16 protein-coding genes, 1 tRNA gene and 1 pseudogene are annotated in these 15,852 nt (G+C 47.8%); 3 read left to right on the top strand and 15 right to left on the bottom strand.

Features of this window, described 5'->3' with window-relative positions; genetic code table 11:
• The 3 genes and pseudogenes from KG631_RS19195 to rluD all read right to left on the bottom strand — a co-directional run.
• Positions 1-115 (bottom strand): annotated as a pseudogene (locus KG631_RS19195) (hypothetical protein); the annotation flags it as partial.
• Positions 116-309: 194 nt separating this feature from the next.
• The gene (locus KG631_RS18860; protein ID WP_301003683.1) at positions 310-462 is read right to left on the bottom strand and encodes a hypothetical protein; all 153 of its coding nucleotides are present in this window, start codon (positions 460-462) and stop codon (positions 310-312) included.
• A complete protein-coding gene (gene rluD, locus KG631_RS07550; protein WP_301003682.1) occupies positions 459-1,238 on the bottom strand; it encodes a 23S rRNA pseudouridine(1911/1915/1917) synthase RluD in 780 nt (259 codons plus the stop codon). Before rluD ends, KG631_RS18860 begins: the two co-directional genes overlap by 4 nt.
• Before the next feature lie 122 nt (positions 1,239-1,360).
• Here rluD and KG631_RS07545 point away from each other — a divergent pair, with 122 nt between their 5' ends.
• Positions 1,361-2,107: an outer membrane protein assembly factor BamD gene (locus KG631_RS07545; RefSeq protein WP_213997599.1), complete on the top strand. Its 747-nt coding sequence runs from the start codon at positions 1,361-1,363 to the stop codon at positions 2,105-2,107.
• Between the two features lie 53 nt (positions 2,108-2,160).
• Here KG631_RS07545 and radA read toward each other — a convergent pair whose 3' ends face one another.
• Positions 2,161-3,519: a DNA repair protein RadA gene (radA, locus tag KG631_RS07540; RefSeq protein ID WP_213997598.1), complete on the bottom strand. Its 1,359-nt coding sequence runs from the start codon at positions 3,517-3,519 to the stop codon at positions 2,161-2,163.
• A 118-nt stretch (positions 3,520-3,637) separates the two neighbouring features.
• On the opposite strand from radA, the gene KG631_RS07535 reads away from it, so the two are divergent.
• Positions 3,638-6,151, top strand: coding sequence for a PilZ domain-containing protein (locus KG631_RS07535; RefSeq protein WP_213997597.1), 2,514 nt, complete (start codon positions 3,638-3,640; stop codon positions 6,149-6,151).
• Between the two features lie 6 nt (positions 6,152-6,157).
• Here KG631_RS07535 and KG631_RS07530 read toward each other — a convergent pair whose 3' ends face one another.
• Together KG631_RS07530 and serB are read right to left on the bottom strand one after the other, a co-directional pair.
• Positions 6,158-7,075 (bottom strand): alpha/beta hydrolase, encoded by a 918-nt coding sequence (locus KG631_RS07530; protein WP_213997596.1) that lies wholly within the window; start codon positions 7,073-7,075, stop codon positions 6,158-6,160.
• Positions 7,072-8,160 (bottom strand): phosphoserine phosphatase SerB, encoded by a 1,089-nt coding sequence (gene serB, locus KG631_RS07525; protein ID WP_213997595.1) that lies wholly within the window; start codon positions 8,158-8,160, stop codon positions 7,072-7,074. Before serB ends, KG631_RS07530 begins: the two co-directional genes overlap by 4 nt.
• 99 nt (positions 8,161-8,259) lie before the next feature.
• Between serB and KG631_RS07520 the strand changes: the two genes are divergently transcribed.
• A complete protein-coding gene (locus tag KG631_RS07520) occupies positions 8,260-8,796 on the top strand; it encodes an AhpA/YtjB family protein (RefSeq protein WP_365868447.1) in 537 nt (178 codons plus the stop codon).
• On the opposite strand, the gene KG631_RS07515 is transcribed toward KG631_RS07520, so the two are convergent.
• The 9 genes from KG631_RS07515 to KG631_RS07475 all read right to left on the bottom strand — a co-directional run bounded on the left by KG631_RS07515 (position 8,776) and on the right by KG631_RS07475 (position 15,650).
• Complete coding sequence (locus tag KG631_RS07515; RefSeq protein WP_213997593.1) at positions 8,776-9,585, bottom strand: TatD family hydrolase; 810 nt, start codon at positions 9,583-9,585, stop codon at positions 8,776-8,778. The genes KG631_RS07520 and KG631_RS07515 overlap by 21 nt on opposite strands.
• On the bottom strand, positions 9,576-10,214 hold the full coding sequence (gene pdxH, locus KG631_RS07510) for a pyridoxamine 5'-phosphate oxidase (protein ID WP_213997592.1): 639 nt from the start codon (positions 10,212-10,214) through the stop codon (positions 9,576-9,578). Before pdxH ends, KG631_RS07515 begins: the two co-directional genes overlap by 10 nt.
• Positions 10,214-11,953, bottom strand: coding sequence for an arginine--tRNA ligase (gene argS, locus KG631_RS07505; RefSeq protein ID WP_213997591.1), 1,740 nt, complete (start codon positions 11,951-11,953; stop codon positions 10,214-10,216). Before argS ends, pdxH begins: the two co-directional genes overlap by 1 nt.
• A gap of 12 nt (positions 11,954-11,965) precedes the next feature.
• The gene (gene prfC / locus KG631_RS07500; protein ID WP_213997590.1) at positions 11,966-13,552 is read right to left on the bottom strand and encodes a peptide chain release factor 3; all 1,587 of its coding nucleotides are present in this window, start codon (positions 13,550-13,552) and stop codon (positions 11,966-11,968) included.
• Positions 13,553-13,654: 102 nt separating this feature from the next.
• Positions 13,655-14,104: a ribosomal protein S18-alanine N-acetyltransferase gene (gene rimI / locus KG631_RS07495; RefSeq protein ID WP_213997589.1), complete on the bottom strand. Its 450-nt coding sequence runs from the start codon at positions 14,102-14,104 to the stop codon at positions 13,655-13,657.
• Positions 14,094-14,441 carry a hypothetical protein gene (locus KG631_RS07490; RefSeq protein WP_213997588.1) on the bottom strand — a complete coding sequence of 116 codons (348 nt, stop codon included), beginning with the start codon at positions 14,439-14,441 and terminating at the stop codon, positions 14,094-14,096. Before KG631_RS07490 ends, rimI begins: the two co-directional genes overlap by 11 nt.
• 12 nt (positions 14,442-14,453) lie before the next feature.
• Positions 14,454-14,530, bottom strand: a tRNA-Trp gene (locus KG631_RS07485).
• Between the two features lie 127 nt (positions 14,531-14,657).
• Positions 14,658-15,410 (bottom strand): glycerophosphodiester phosphodiesterase family protein, encoded by a 753-nt coding sequence (locus KG631_RS07480; RefSeq protein ID WP_126807050.1) that lies wholly within the window; start codon positions 15,408-15,410, stop codon positions 14,658-14,660.
• 9 nt (positions 15,411-15,419) lie between these two features.
• On the bottom strand, positions 15,420-15,650 hold the full coding sequence (locus KG631_RS07475) for a glycine zipper family protein (protein WP_126807052.1): 231 nt from the start codon (positions 15,648-15,650) through the stop codon (positions 15,420-15,422).
• Between the last annotated feature and the right edge of the window lie 202 nt (positions 15,651-15,852).

Here is a 15,852-nt window from a genome sequence, read left to right as displayed (position 1 = left end):
ACACCACACAATGCGTGCTATGGGTTTGATTAAGCCAGACGGGCTGGCTCGGGGCATGGCCGCCGTGGTTTGAAACAACTGGCGGCTGCGACTCACCGCTCGTTGGATCATCGCCAACATGATTACCTAAATTAAGACTTTGAAAGGGGCTCCTACCAGAACAACCTCCCGCCCGGTAGAGCTGACAGCCTTAACATTGACTGACACGGCCAGCTGGGCGTCAGCATTTTCGGCGTCTCCCGGCCTGGCAACACTCATCTCAGGCTTCGTCCATACCGTGCAGTAACGTATCGGCCCGCAGTGCAGCGTTTAGTTCAACCAGATCATCAGGTAACGGTGCATTAATTCCAGAATTTCACTGGTTATCGGATGCGCTAACCGTAGCATCGCAGCATGCAAAGCCTGACGTTTAAAGTTTCTGAGCATTACCAGTAAACTCTCTGCCGCTTTGCGTGTGGTCATGGCCGACCGCCGTATACCGGATCGCCGACTAACGAGTGGTTTATAAACGCCATATGCACCCGGATCTGATGGGTCCGGCCCGTTTCCAGGCGTAACCGTAACCGGGTATGGCCCCGATATTTTTCCATCACCCGGTAGTGGGTCACCGCCGGTTTACCACCGTCAATGACCGCCATTTGGGTCCGTTTAGTCTGATGGCGACCAATTGGCTGATTTACAAAACCACCGCCGGTCATTTTACCATAGCAAATAGCTTCATATTCACGGGTAATCTCCCGCGCCTGCATGGCTTCAACCAAATGGGTTTGCGCCGGAATAGTTTTGGCTACCACCATTAAGCCAGTCGTAGCCTTTATCCAGCCGTGGTGGATTGTGCCTGCCCGGGGGCACTGGCCATATGCCGGGCAATGGTGCAACAGTGCATTAAGTAAGGTGCCGTCGGCATTACCCGCCCCTGGGTGCACTACCAGTCCGGCAGGTTTATTTATCACCAGAATATGCTCATCTTCGTGCAGAATATCCAACGCGATGGGTTCAGCACCAAAACGTTGTTCTTCAACAATATCCGCAATGATATCAACCTGTTCGCCACCAACAACCTTGAATCTGCGCAGGCTCGTAGTAATGGTCTGGACCGGCCGCACCGCATCGGCCAGGATCCACTCTTTTATGCGGGAACGTGAATAATCCGGGAACATTTCGGCTAAAGCCTGATCTAAGCGCTTACCATAAAAGTGGTCAGGGACGATTTGTGAAAGTTTTATCTGTTTTGTCATGACGGAAGCAGTTATCCTGTGTGCAACCCCAACTTATCTGGGGTAGAATCGCAATAGCAGTTATTTTAGCGATTTTACACCCGACTAGACAGCCATTTAGCCAAGTAGTTACGGATTTTTACATGAAAGCGAATTTTTTACTGATAGTTATTGTTTCTTTAGCGTTAAGCGCATGTGCGGGTAAGCCTACACAGCCTGATCCAAGCACCCAGACTGCTCAGGCCATGTATCAGCAGGCAAAAGAAGTATTAGATAACGGCTTGTACAACAGAGCGGTTGAGTTATTACAGGCGGTAGAATCACGTTATCCGTTCGGCCCGCTGGCCCGTCAGGTGCAGCTTGATTTGATTTATGCCTACTATAAAAGCGGTAACTTGCCACAGGCATTAGCCAGTATCGACCGCTTTATCCGGCTCAATCCTAATCAGCCTGACTTAGACTATGTTTACTACATGCGTGGTTTGGCTAACTTAAAAGCCGATGAAAATAGTTTTCAGGAGTTTTTTGGGGTTGACCGGGCAGACCGTGATTTAAGCAGTACCCGACAGGCATTTGATGATTTCAAAATTCTGGTTACCAATTACCCGGCCAGTAAGTACAGTACTGAAGCCAAAAAACGGATGGTGCAAATTAAAGATACCCTGGCACGTCATGAGTTAATGATTGCTGATTATTACATGCGCCGTGGCGCGTTTCTGGCAGCCGCTAACCGGGGTAAGTATGTAGTGGAATACTACCGTGACTCGCCACATGTCGAGCAGGCACTGGAAGTTATGGTAGAAAGTTATGACAAGCTGGGTCTGGAAAAACTGAAAACAGACACCTTTAAAGTGCTGAAACATAACTTTCCAGCCAACGACCGCTTCTGACAGAAGAGCCCCGGACAATACCGGGGCTTTTTTTCGGCTTCAATGACAACGACTTAAATCGCTTCTAATGCCTCCGCCAGTTTAGACACGGCCACAACATCCATCCCGCTAATCTGCTCTTTAGGTTTATTAGCCAACGGCACAATCGCTCTTTTAAAGCCATGTTTTGCCGCTTCTTTCAAGCGTTCAATACCACTTGGCACCGGCCGGATCTCCCCCGCCAGGCCAACCTCGCCAAAGACCACTAAATCGTTCGGGAGCGGTTTATCCCGAAAGCTTGATACCAGAGCCAGTAACGTCGCCAGATCGGCGCTGGTTTCGTTGACTTTAACCCCCCCTACCACGTTAACAAAAACATCCTGATCCGCCATCTGAATACCGGCATGGCGATGCATCACCGCAAGCAGCATTGAGATCCGGTTCTGTTCCATCCCCAGGGTAACCCGGCGTGGGTTATTTAAGGGTGAATGATCAACCAACCCCTGAATTTCAACCAGTAGTGGCCTGGTGCCTTCCCACAGCACCATGACGATACTGCCCGACTGATCCTCTTTACCCCGGGTCAGAAATATTGCAGAGGGGTTTTTCACCTCTTTCATGCCCTGGCCCGTCATCGCAAATACGCCCAGCTCGTTGACTGGGCCAAAGCGGTTTTTGTTACCCCGCAGCGTGCGATAGCGACTATCGGTATCGCCTTCCAGCATCACTGAGCAGTCTATACAGTGCTCCAGCACTTTGGGCCCGGCCAGTGAACCGTCTTTAGTCACGTGACCTACCATAATAATGGCAATATTGTATTGCTTGGCAAAACGGGTTAAGAACGCGGCACTCTCTCTGACCTGCGACACACTGCCGGGTGCTGATTGTATGTCAGCCAGATGCATCACCTGAATAGAGTCAATAACCATGATCCGCGGCTTTTCCTGCTGCGCCAGTAAGCAAACAGTTTCAACATTAGTCTCTGCCAACATCTTCAGGTTAGTACTGGGCAATCCCAGCCGTTGGGCCCGCATCGCCACCTGTTGCAATGATTCTTCACCTGTTACATAAAGCGCACTGCCCTGCTCGGCCAGACCACACATCAGTTGCAGCAATAAGGTACTCTTACCGGCGCCGGGGGCCCCACCTATCAGAATGGCCGAACCCGGCACGATACCCCCGCCCAGCACCCGATCAAACTCAGCAAAGCCGGAACTGAAACGCGGTACCTCCTGCAAATCAACTTCATCCAGCCGCATCACCTTGGCCTGGGCTGCGCCAGCGTATCCCTGGCGGGTTCCTGCGGTTTTCACTGCCCCCAGCCTGACCTCGGTAATGCTGTTCCAGGCCCCACACTCACTACACTGACCTTGCCAGCGCATAAAGTCGGCCCCACATTCATTGCAGACGTAAGCTGTTTTCACTTTTGCCATTACCAAAAATCCTAATTTGAAAGAAAGGCATAGATATTGCTTTTCATTTTATAACAACGTAGCGTACTACGATTATAACCAGAAGACGCCTGAATTTTGGCATCTGAATATTGAAACTATGACCGCTGAAGACCTGAAAGAGTATGTTGGCGTAATTGAGCGCATGAAAAGCCTGATGAAATCTGCTGAGTTTGATCAGGTTTTCAGCTTGCTGACATCAGACCTACCTAAATCTAAACAGTTTCTGTTAAAAATGGAATTAAAGCGTATGGCACAGCCATGCGACTACTTTATTGATTTACGCGGTCATGTTGATGGTGAAGTCCGTCCGTTTGTTTACCGCGAAAAAACCCATTATATGGACGATAAAGCCATTCAGATATTTGAAAATGGCATTAAACAATATGGTGGCTACACCCTCGGTGTCTATGAAGAGGTTATGAACGCCGACAATAACTTTCGGGTAATGCATAAAAAAGAAACAGCGCAACGGGTTAAATCTGTACTACAGACGGCTGAATCTGGCGACGAAAACAAACCTGCAGCAACGTCTGATGAACAAGCTACTGCTAAGCTGGTAAAGTTTGGCCATTATGTAAACCGAACTGAAGAGCGGATGAACTTTGGCATTGATGTCGAGGTTAAGGTAAACGACAGTCGCTTCGTGGCCACCACCAGTGATTTATCTATTTCCGGCTGTAAATTAAAAGTTCCCAAAGGTAGAGCAGCCGCAACCGGCGATATCGTTACGATAAATTTTACCGGTCTGGAACAGGAGTTTACCCTGGATATCCCTCAGGGCATTCAATACACACTGGTAGATGTTGAGCAGCAAGACAAAGTCAATTACTGGCGCCTGAAAAAAAAACCGGTTGAACAGGACCAGGGCTTTAGTAATTTTCTACAAAAATTTATTCATGGCAATAAACGCCGCTACAAAGTCAATTTAGACAATACCACTGATGCTGTTACCACCAAAGGCTATGAACAATTTTACCTGCCCAGGCTGAACAGCCTGCCGGTCTACCTTGCCGTGAATGAAGGAGCAGTCAGCCCGCGCTTTGCCCTGACGACAGATTACAACAAATCGGTATGGCATTACTTTTTGGATGAGCAGCAACGTTCAGTGCTGATTACTTTACTTGCCGTTAAAAGATTAAAATCGCTGCTGGCTCAACCCGGCCCTGAGCGCTCGACTATTCTGTACTGCTTTACTCATGCCGCTAAAGGTAAATTATATTACTACTCTGCCACAGCGGAAGAGTTGCAAGCAGCTCCGGATTTACGAGCTACCTTCTTCGGGTTTGGTGCGGCTAAACCAAGCTGGCGGGTGTTTCATTTAAACCTGGTTAAAACCACAGCGCAGCACGCCACTGAAACCTTTAACTTGCCTGCAGCGCCGCAAAAAACTGAATCAATTCCAGCTAAAGTGGGTTTAACACCCTTAGTTCAGGGGGCAATAAAAAATCTGCGATATATCGCCAGTCTTACTGATATAAGTGCAAATAACGCCGTCAATTATCAGCAATACAAATATAATCCCGCTCAGCTAAGCCAGTTAAATCAGTTTGGCCATCGTAAATTACCGCAGGTCCCGGCCTGTGAAGCAATTCCTGTGCAATACATTAATCTGCGTGCGGAATCACGATATTTGTATAAAACCACCGTAAAATTACATCAAAATGAGCAAATGGTAGCAGGTTTCAGCCGGGATTTTTCTACCGGTGGCTTACAAATAGAGACAATAGAACCGGTGAAATACAGTAAAGGTGACATTGTTCAGCTGGATCTGGTTGATTTACAAAAAATTACCAGCAAGCACCAGTTAACGCAATTGCCTTACGAAGTCATGGCGGTGAGTAAAAGCCACACCATAATGAACCTTCGAGCCCTCTCCTCGGAGAATGGTCATACCGCAAAGCAGTTTTTTCAGCAGTTAATTCAGAATAACCGGGCCAAGCTGACCCTGGCAGAAGAAACACCAAAATATCCGGGGCTGTCCGAAGCATTGCGTAGCATGTATTTAAAGGCTTTAAACAACTTTGCTTTTTATCTGCACAGAAAAGGCATTCGCTACGAATTAAATGTCATCGCACAGGGTGCGACCCCAAACGCCTTGCACACCTTATTATTACTAGATAGTAACAAGGGGCCGCTTAACCTTGAACTATTGCTGAAAAACAGCACCGCCAACCTGCAATTTGCCCAGCAGCTAAAAGCAATGAAGCGGTTTGACCCGCCGAAAAGCTATGAGCTGTATATCAGAGTATCCCGCCCTCCCGCCGCGGCAGGTCAGCAGATAGAAAGCTTTTACGATTATGAATTTGACGATGAATCACAGAAACAGACGTTCATTAAACAAGCCCTGCAGGATGCCACTCTGTTTGCATTCCGCTTATTCCTGTCCCGTACCGGCCGGCCCGACACCGACTATATTGCCCGCGAAATAAGTTATATCAGTGTTTACGCGATTCATCGGGCGAAAACACTGGAAGAAGAGCTATGGAGCGTGGCGGGAGTCGGAGATGCCGTTGATATCAGTAAAGAGCTGGCCTGGCGCTATGATTGTCTGGAGCAGGTTGGCGACGATAAGGCACACCAGCAAGTCCTTCTGGGACGGGAGACGGGGTAGCGACCATTATCTGGCCAAACCATTCTGATTGGACAGCTCAGTCAGCCAATGGTTTAGCTGAACAAAATGATCTTCACTGGCATTGGGATGGGTCAGCATTGATATATGATCATAATCCTGTAAATAGCCATGGTCACGGCCCAGCAAGGTATATTTACCATGCTGCTGCCCGGTTTCTTCAATAAAACGCTGTACATCATCTGGATGGCCCAGTACGGTATCTTTCACCGCAGCAAAGTGCCAGCTGGGCGGCCAATCTGTCCGCTGGCTGGCCGCAGCATAATCAAACCCATCCGTTATATCTGCGAAGGGTGCACCTTTTATCCAGTTAATCGTGTCAGATAAAAACTCTGTTGGTTCATTGTCTGCACCAAAGCGCCATTGTTTTGCCGGTATATATCCATACTTACGGCCCAGCCAGGGTGCAATACGACTCCAAACCCAGTCAATTTTAATTTTGCGCTCAAAGCTCTGAACAGTGATCACCCTTTTAGTACCAAAATATACTTTCGCCCGCACTTTACTGATTAATTCAGGGAAACGGGCCAATGCTGCGGTCAACAGCACTCCGCCCCAGGAATGAGCAACTATGGTTAGCGGTTGTTGATGCTGCTGGTAGACAAACTCAATTAATGCCGGAATATCCCGGGTAATAACCTGATGCTGACTCTGATTAAAACCTGTACTGAGCTGAGGTTGCGACAGGCCACGACCGGCAAAGTCAGCGCAATAACCAATAAAGCCCTGATCAGCCAGATAGCATGCCAAGCCTTTACCTGACTGGCTATAAAAAATGCGGCCATTTTCGATCGCGCCATGCAAAAATAACACCGGGCTTACCGCGTTTTGCAGCGGTATTAAACGTCGTAAATGCAGCTGATACTGCTGCAGGTCCACATACATTGAACTTTGCTGATGCTTCATGCAGGGTCCAGTAAATATAAAAGTTGCAGTAATGAACCCTGATTTATCCTGGCTGACACCGCAGCCTGCACCTTAGGTTTGGCATGAAATGCTACGCCCAGTGCCGCTGTTTTTAACATGGGTAGGTCGTTTGCACCATCGCCAATAGCGACTGTCTGGTGAGTAGCTATACCGTAAGTTTCTGCCAGTTGGCTTACCGCTCGGGCTTTGGTATTAGCATCAACAATATCACCCACGACCTTGCCAGTTAATACACCATTTTCAATTTCTAATACATTGGCAAAAGTGGCAGTCAGGGCTAACCGCTGTTGCAGTACATTCGTAAAATAAGTAAAACCACCCGACGCGATTGCAACCCGCCAATGCTGTTGCTGCAAGTAATTCACTAACTCGGTTAAACCCGGCATCAAGGGTAAATTATCCAGCACCTGCTGCAGTACCGATTGCGGCGCGCCTTTCAATGCGGCTACCCGCTCGGTTAAGCTGGCGGCAAAATCCAGCTCACCATTCATCGCCCGCGCGGTAATAGCCGCCACTTGCGGTCCAACACCGGCCAGCGCAGCAATTTCATCAATACATTCAATAGTTATTGCAGTGGAGTCCATATCCATCACTAACAGGCCAGGCTTTGATAACTGGACCGACTGGTTCAGATAAACCAATTCAATCTGTTGTTGATTGGCAAAGTTGTGTAACTGCTGCTGCAACTCAGTTGATATCCCAGCGGACAGCTGAATAAGCAAAGCTACTGGCAATTGCAGATGGGGCTGAAACAGAGACGCTTTTAAGCCGATAGCTTCAGGTATTAACATGCGAAGCTTATAGAGCAGTGCCCCGTCTGCCGGCTTGCCAAACAGTCGGATTGACTGGCAATAGTGTTCGGTTGCATCATCGCTCTCAGGTCCTGCTTCGGCTAGTGAGCCTACCGCAGCGAGTTTTTGCATCAGCAATTGCGTACCATCGGCTTTTAGCCACAGAGCGTTATGCTCAGTCAATAGTGCGGTGACATCAGCACCGGTCAGCTGGGTTGGACTGACGGAAATTGAGAACGACAATGGGTAGCCTATACTTGAAGTTAATACCATGGCATGCTTAGCAAATCCGGGCCAGCAGCAGTTGTTGTTTAAAAAAATATGCAGAACAATATCGCAATACCAAGCTCCACTTCAAGTGTTATTAAGCTGGTGCAATTAGCTATTGCAGTGCTGGGTATTTGGTTTGTTTTACATAGCTGGGTGAAAACCAGCCATCAGGGACAGGTAATATTGCAAAATCAGGCTGAACAACTTATGCGGGAGAATTTACTTACTTTATCTCAGGCCGCTGCCTATCTGATAGAAAATGATCAGTTAGCTGGCCTGGAGCAGTTGACCCGCAACATTGCTGCCAGCCCTTTTCTGTACGATGTGGTTTTTTACGATAGTAATGGCGTACGTATCAGTTGGTCTGAAGCCAGTGCAGCGGCCAGAGTGATGTATGGAAAGTTTGCCAACCAGGCTTTAGTGCCTCTGGTTCAGGAAATCCGCAGTGACCAGCAGTTACTCGGTTATATAAAGATTAGTCTGCAACCGGATACTAAACTAAACCCAAGCTTTGCCAGCTGGCAACAATTGATGCGGCACCTGCTATTATTACTGCTAATTACGGGTCTGATAGGTTACTTGTTGCGTCGCAGTTTCTCGCGCTTATCCAGACAGAGCTTACGACTCACCAAGCCTTAGAATATCCTGCGTATTTTGCCACAGGGTTGCAGCGATCTGTTCTGCAGATCCGGTTTTCAGCAAACAAAACTCAGCGAAAATATGGTGTAGCTGGGCGGGGGTATTAATCTCTCCCTGAAATCCTGCCAGCGGCATTGCCGGCGCGTCTGTTTCCAGCACAAAGCTACTTAATGGCAGCTTTTGTACGGTGTTACGGGTCTTCTGGGCGCGCTCATAGCTTATAGTACCGCCAATACCCAGTTTAAAGCCCAGGTCCAGAAAAGCCCGGGCCTGCTGCTGACTGCCTGAGAACGCATGCAAGATGCCACCTTCAGTAAACTGTTGTCTTTTCAGCTCGGCCAGCAGCTGGGGTTGGCTTTTTCGGTGGTGCAAAATTACTGGTTTAGCATATTTTTTTGCCAGAGTAATTTGTGCTGCAAACAACTGCTGTTGTTGGTCAAACGTATCTGCAGCCAGCGCAAAGTCGAGGCCAATTTCACCTATAGCACAAACGTCAGCCGCATGTTGTTGCAGCAACTGATTTAGCCGCTCTATATCGGCCAAATCATGTTTAGCTGCCCACCAGGGGTGAATACCGAGTGCGATATGCCAGGCTGGTTGGCTAACGTGAAGTTTAAGCAAGTTTTGCCAGCCAGCTTGTTCCACTGCCGGGATAACTAAAGCAGCCACCCCAGCATCTTGCGCCTGTTGCCAGTACAGAGCTTGTGCTTTGGCCAGCTCGGGTAAATCGAGATGACAGTGAGTATCAAACAGCTTAACCGTGGCCGGTCTGTCGCTGGTTACGGGCATAACCTTTCAATACCCCAGCTATCATCGGCTGATTTACTGTACATAAATCGGTCATGCAAACGGTGCTCACCACCCTGCCAGAATTCTATTTGGTGTGGCCGCACTAAAAAGCCGCCCCAGAAAGACGGCAATGGCACTTCACCATGCTCAAACTTATGTTTTATCTCAGCAAATTTCTGCAACAGCGCCTGACGGGTTGATACTGGCCGGCTTTGCTCTGACGCCCAGGCTGCCAATTGGCTTTCTTTGGGCCTTGATAAAAAGTACTTCATTACCTGGCTATTTGGCACCCGCTCGGCCGTACCATAGACAATAACCTGCCGCTCTAGCGGATGCCATGGGAAGTGCAAGCATACCTTAGGGTTAGCACTCAGCTCTGTTGCCTTACGGCTGCCAAGGTTAGTGTAAAAGGTAAAACCTTCCTGACTAACATCTTTCAGCAGTACCAGCCGCTGTGACGGCTGGCCCCGGCTATCGACACTCGCCACGCACATTGCAGTAGGATCCGGCAGTTCAGCAGCAATAGCATCTTTTAACCACAGCTCGAACTGGACAATCGGATCCCGTTTCAGCTTGTCTGCATCTAACTTATCTTTTGTGTAACTGCGGCGAATATCGTCAATTTTCATTACATACGCTCCATTACCTCAATACCCAGCAAATCAAGGCCTTGCTGTAACACCCTGGATGCTAAAATGCTGAGCATTAAACGGCTGCTACGTAATTCTGGTTCAATACCGTCTTTTAATATCGGGCAAGCTTCATAGAAGCTCATGTATAAACTGGCTAACTCATATAAATAGTTACAGAGTACATTGGGTTGAGCGTCTTTAATCACCATTTGCAGCGTTTCTTCCAGCCGCAGTAATTTAACAGCCAGCTGCTTTTCATGCACTGACTGCAACACAATATCAGCCTGAAAATTCTCAGCGACATCAGCCTTACGCAAAATACTGCGCACCCGGGTATAAGCATATTGCAAATACGGCGCGGTCGCGCCTTCAAAGCTCAGCATGGCATCCCAGCTGAAAATATAGTCGCTGGTGCGGTTTTTTGATAAATCGGCAAATTTGACCGCGCCTATTCCTACTTTATTAGCAATTTCAGCAATTTCGCCGGCAGTTAAATCAGTAGCCTTGTCCTGCAGAACAGTATTAGCGCGCACTACCGCTTCTTCCAGTAAGTCGACCAGTTTAACGGTGCCGCCAGTGCGGGTTTTAAAAGGTTTACCGTCTTCCCCCATCATGGTACCGAATGGGCAGTGATCATAAGCCGTACTATCGCGCAGGTACCCCGCTTTACGTGACACTAACTCAACCTGCTTAAAATGCAGCGCCTGGCGCGCGTCGGTAAAAATAATAATGCGGTCAGCGGCTAATTCATGACTGCGGTACTGACAAGCAGCAAGATCGGTAGTTGAATATAAAAAGCCACCACCGGTTTTCTGAACAATAAAGGGTGATGGATTGCCGTCTTTGTCGGCCAGCTCAGATAAAAATACCACCAGCGCACCCATACTTTCCACGGCCAGCTTTTGCTGTTTTAAATCATCCACTATGCCATGCAGCATGCTGTTGTAAGCACTTTCTGGCTTAATATCAGCATGCTTCAGCGTAACATTCAGTTTCTGATACACCTCGTCGCTGTGTTTAATTGACGTATCAATAAACAGCTGCCACAGTTTCTGGCAATGGCTGTCACCACTTTGCAGTTTTACCACATAGTCACGTGACTTATCAGCAAAGCCGGCTTCATCATCAAAGCGTTTTTTCGCTTCGCGGTAAAAATCTTCCAGATCGGCCAGTGCTACCTGCTCTAAATCGATGCCGGCAGCGAGTTTATCTTCCAGATGCGCAATCAGCATACCAAACTGGGTACCCCAGTCGCCCATATGGTTCTGCCGGATAACTTTATCACCCCAGAATTCGAGGGTACGAACCACAGCATCGCCAATAATGGTGGAACGTAAATGGCCAACGTGCATCTCTTTGGCTAAGTTAGGCGCCGAGTAATCTACCACTACCGTTTTTGGCTGTGGATTGATACTTACCCCAAGACGCTTGTCGCCAGCAGCATGCTTTAGCTGCTGCGCCAGCCAGTCGGCTTTAAGCGATACATTGATAAAGCCCGGACCGGCTATCTCTGCTTTTTCTGCAATATCGCTGAGCTCGAGTAACTCAAGCAGTTTGCCTGCCAGCTCTCTGGGGTTGGTTTTTAATAGCTTGGCAGCGCCCATGGCACCGTTAATCTGATACTCACCAAATTCTGGCCGGGTACTTTGAGTAACAGCCGGGTTTGTCCCTTCCGGTAAACCTAATACAGTAAAGGCGGCTAAAGTTCTGTCACTGAGAAGTTGCTTAATATTCATATCACCAGCCTGTTAGTGTTCACGGGTTTTCTGGAAGGAAATTTTCGGGTAGCGCTCAGTTGCCAGGTTCAGGTTAACCATCGTTGGCGCAATGTAGGTCAGGTTATCACCGCCATCCAGCGCCAGGTTCGCACTGGCTTTATTCTGAAATTCCTGCAAGGCCTTACCATCGTCGCTATATACCCAGCGCGCTGTGGCGACGTTAACACTTTCATACAGGGCATCAACGTTGTATTCCGACTTTAAGCGGCTAACTACCACATCAAACTGCAGCACACCCACTGCGCCAACGATTAAATCGTTAGTATCCAATGGCCGGAATACCTGCACCGCGCCCTCCTCGGATAATTGCACCAGGCCTTTTAGTAACTGCTTTTGCTTTAACGGGTCACGTAAACGGATGCGACGGAACAGCTCTGGCGCAAAATTAGGAATACCACTGAACTGCATATCTTCACCAGTGGTAAAGGTATCGCCAATTTTTATGGTGCCATGATTGTGTAAGCCGATTATATCACCTGGGTAAGCTTCATCCAGATGCTCGCGGTCGCCGGCCAGGAAAGTCAGTGCTTGTGGGATCAACACATCTTTACCGATCCGCACATGCCTTACTTTCATACCCTTTTGATACTTACCGGAAACGATGCGTAAAAACGCCACCCGATCCCGGTGCTTCGGGTCCATGTTAGCCTGAATTTTAAATACAAAACCACTAAAGCCGGGCTCGGTTGGCTCGACTTTACGGCTATTGGTTAAACGGGACTGTGGCTTTGGCGCCCACTCGGTCAAACCATCAAGCATATGGTCAACACCAAAGTTACCCAATGCTGTACCAAAAAACACCGGCGTTAGCTCGCCTTTTAAAAACAGTTCCTGGTCAAACTCATTGCTGGCGCCCTGAACCAGCTCCATCTCTTCGCGCAACTGGGCAGCATAATAGCCTATCCGTTTATCCAGCTCAGGGTTATCCAGACCTTTAATAACATCTAAATCCTGAATGGTATGCCCCATACCCGATTTATACAGGATGATTTCGTCACGCAGAATATGATAAACACCTTTAAACTCTTTGCCTGAGGCAATCGGCCAGGTAATAGGAGCACAAGCAATTTTAAGCACGCTTTCTACTTCATCAAGCAAGTCGACCGGGTCACGAATATCCCGGTCCATCTTGTTCATAAAGGTGATGATAGGCGTATCCCGCAGCCGGGTTACTTCCATCAGCTTAATGGTGCGATCTTCAACGCCTTTGGCGCCATCAATAACCATTAAACAGGAATCCACTGCGGTTAAAGTACGATAAGTATCTTCCGAGAAATCTTCATGGCCCGGGGTATCCAGCAGGTTTACCAGGCAGTCATTATACGGAAACTGCATAACCGATGTGGTGACCGAGATACCACGCTCTTTCTCCATTTCCATCCAGTCAGAAGTCGCAAACTGACCGGATTTTTTGCCTTTTACCGTACCGGCTTTCTGGATCAAATGCCCAAATAACAGTACTTTTTCAGTGATTGTAGTTTTGCCGGCATCGGGATGAGAAATAATAGCGAAGGTCCGTCTGCTGTCTATTTCATGCAGAAATTTATCTTTAGTCATGGTATCCAATATCAGTTAACAACCAGAGGGCTGGCTGGCAAAGCAATGAAAAATAATTGTCGGGGATTATAGCAGCATCACTGCCGCTGGCACAGCGTGGGATTAATTTGTAAAGCTCAGGGGTAAGCACATCATGATGGCATCTTCTTTACCACTAGCACTGCTATAGTAGTTTGGCCGGCAGCCCGCCTCTAGAAAACCATGCTTCTGATATAAATGGATAGCAGACTGATTAGAAGCCCTGACTTCTAACCAGGCTTCTGCAGCAGTACGCTGCGCAGACTGTTCAATAAAATGCGCAAGCAACTTTCCGCCCAGCCCCTTACCTTGCTGATTGGTACTGACACAAATATTAAATAACTGACTCTCGATGGCAATAAACTGGCCGAAATAAAAGCCCAGTAGTTGATCATCATCGAACAGGCCAAAATTAAAATACTGACTACCGAAGCAGGATTTAAAAACGCCTTCTGTCCACGGATAGCGATTCGCGACTGTTTCAATTGCCAGCAAAGCTGGAATATCGGCTGATGATAAAGGTTTAATCTGCATGATCAGTTAACTGCTGTTGCAACAATAGCCAGAGCTGTCGCTTAAGTGCGGGCTGTTGCAGCTCAGCAAGCACAGGGGTAACTAATACACTACCGTTGTCTGTAAGGGTACATTCGCTGGCAGCAGGGTCAATTAACCATTCAGTTACAGCAGTTTGTATTAGCAGGTGTTTAATATCAGAACTTAATAAACTATCTTCCGGCTGCAACAACTGCGCAGAACCTGAGGTTTCAGTTTCAGATTGATTAACTGACTGCGGGAAAAAAGTCGAGCGGACCTGTAAAGGCTTTATATTAAGCTGACGAAGTAACTGAGCCTGGCTTGCTGATATATTCATAATCAAGGAAAGTGGCAGGGGCAGAGGGATTCGAACCCCCAACCATCGGTTTTGGAGACCGCTGTTCTACCAATTGGAACTATGCCCCTAGAAATTATTCTAAATCCCGATGTTAAACCAACCTTAAGCAAGTGATAGCAAGCTGGGAGGAAGATAGGCATCGGAATGGACGCGTCATTATACCGATCAAAGGCTTAAAAGCAAGCCATGAAGTGACTAAAAACCGCTTGCACTACGCGTTTCTGCTTTCAATAGTTCCGGGGCATGATTTGTAAGTAGTTCATCAACGCCGGCGGCTAACGCTTGCTCGTGTTGTGCCGCAGTTTCGGGCAAATAGCCGATCACGTGGGCGCCATGTTGATGGAACCGCGCTACCATATTTTTATTTAAGATAGGAACGCCTTTTAATCTCGGTGGTACTGCGTAGTACTGCCCTTTTACGATTTTACCTAAGCCGGGTAAACCTAGAAGAGCGGCAGTTCCCGCTCGATAACACTCAGGTTCACGCGCTAGACAAAAGGCATCTGCTACGACGTCGGTTAAAATTTGTTTGTGGTTGTTTTGCCAAACGAGATATCGCGCTTGTTGATTTAAGAACCGTGCTACCGCAGCATCTGCAGATAACTTTTCAAGTGCATTGAAGGTTTGCTGAGCCTGTTCTGGTTTAATATCTAATATCCAACGATAGTGGGCATAACGTTCAAGCAGCTCATCAAAAAACAAAAGAAATTCACCGCCTCGTAAACGTTGTTGTGAAAGTTCTTTCCGAGTTAACTGGTGAATCGCTAGTGACGATCCAGCAACACGCGCAAGATCTGGATCATGACAAAGCACGATATGGCCATCGCGGCTACAACGCAAATCCGTTTCAAGATGCTCGAAGCCTAAATCAATAGCGGCATCAAAAGCCTCGCCGGTGTTTTCGGTAGCTGATTTTGCATAGCCCCTATGGCTTATCCAGGTTGTCATGGTATTTCGCTATTCACTTTCGTCGCTGGAATCTTTCTTTTTCGCAGCACTACTAAATGCTGGTATAAAAGCTACGCCGATAGCTATACCCAAAGCGATGCCTAAACCCATGTTATCAAATGCAACACCTAGCGCTACACCGATAGCGATACCAATAGGTAGAGCCTGAGCTAAGCTATTACCGGAAACGTTTTCTAAACGTTGCTCTGATTCGGTATCTGGATTTTTTTCTTTTTTCATGGCTATGTACCTCGATGCTTGTTCGATACTCTACCAGCATAGCCTATCTTAATCGCAATAGGCTAATAATCACTCGAAGCAAGAGCGTTCAGCCCTGCGATTTCCTTGGTATTTCTCTGGATGCCAAGCAATAAAAAAGGCGCCCTAAGGCTAATGCCGATCAGTTAAGAAATATTTTCGCGATCGGTTGATCGATCCTTAG

The organism is Arsukibacterium sp., from assembly GCF_018402695.1.
Lineage (GTDB): Bacteria > Pseudomonadota > Gammaproteobacteria > Enterobacterales > Alteromonadaceae > Alishewanella.
Note: the sequence above shows the minus strand (reverse complement) of the source record. Positions and strands in the feature narration are given on the sequence as shown.

Excerpts from the sequence above, each read along its gene's own strand:
- KG631_RS18860 (WP_301003683.1), bottom strand. The coding sequence starts at position 462 with ATGACCACACGCAAAGCGGCAGAGAGTTTACTGGTAATGCTCAGAAAC.
- rluD (WP_301003682.1), bottom strand. The coding sequence starts at position 1,238 with ATGACAAAACAGATAAAACTTTCACAAATCGTCCCTGACCACTTTTAT.
- KG631_RS07545 (WP_213997599.1), top strand. The coding sequence starts at position 1,361 with ATGAAAGCGAATTTTTTACTGATAGTTATTGTTTCTTTAGCGTTAAGC.
- radA (WP_213997598.1), bottom strand. The coding sequence starts at position 3,519 with ATGGCAAAAGTGAAAACAGCTTACGTCTGCAATGAATGTGGGGCCGAC.
- KG631_RS07535 (WP_213997597.1), top strand. The coding sequence starts at position 3,638 with ATGACCGCTGAAGACCTGAAAGAGTATGTTGGCGTAATTGAGCGCATG.
- KG631_RS07530 (WP_213997596.1), bottom strand. The coding sequence starts at position 7,075 with ATGAAGCATCAGCAAAGTTCAATGTATGTGGACCTGCAGCAGTATCAG.
- serB (WP_213997595.1), bottom strand. The coding sequence starts at position 8,160 with ATGGTATTAACTTCAAGTATAGGCTACCCATTGTCGTTCTCAATTTCC.
- KG631_RS07515 (WP_213997593.1), bottom strand. The coding sequence starts at position 9,585 with ATGCCCGTAACCAGCGACAGACCGGCCACGGTTAAGCTGTTTGATACT.
- pdxH (WP_213997592.1), bottom strand. The coding sequence starts at position 10,214 with ATGAAAATTGACGATATTCGCCGCAGTTACACAAAAGATAAGTTAGAT.
- argS (WP_213997591.1), bottom strand. The coding sequence starts at position 11,953 with ATGAATATTAAGCAACTTCTCAGTGACAGAACTTTAGCCGCCTTTACT.
- prfC (WP_213997590.1), bottom strand. The coding sequence starts at position 13,552 with ATGACTAAAGATAAATTTCTGCATGAAATAGACAGCAGACGGACCTTC.
- rimI (WP_213997589.1), bottom strand. The coding sequence starts at position 14,104 with ATGCAGATTAAACCTTTATCATCAGCCGATATTCCAGCTTTGCTGGCA.
- KG631_RS07490 (WP_213997588.1), bottom strand. The coding sequence starts at position 14,441 with ATGAATATATCAGCAAGCCAGGCTCAGTTACTTCGTCAGCTTAATATA.
- KG631_RS07480 (WP_126807050.1), bottom strand. The coding sequence starts at position 15,410 with ATGACAACCTGGATAAGCCATAGGGGCTATGCAAAATCAGCTACCGAA.
- KG631_RS07475 (WP_126807052.1), bottom strand. The coding sequence starts at position 15,650 with ATGAAAAAAGAAAAAAATCCAGATACCGAATCAGAGCAACGTTTAGAA.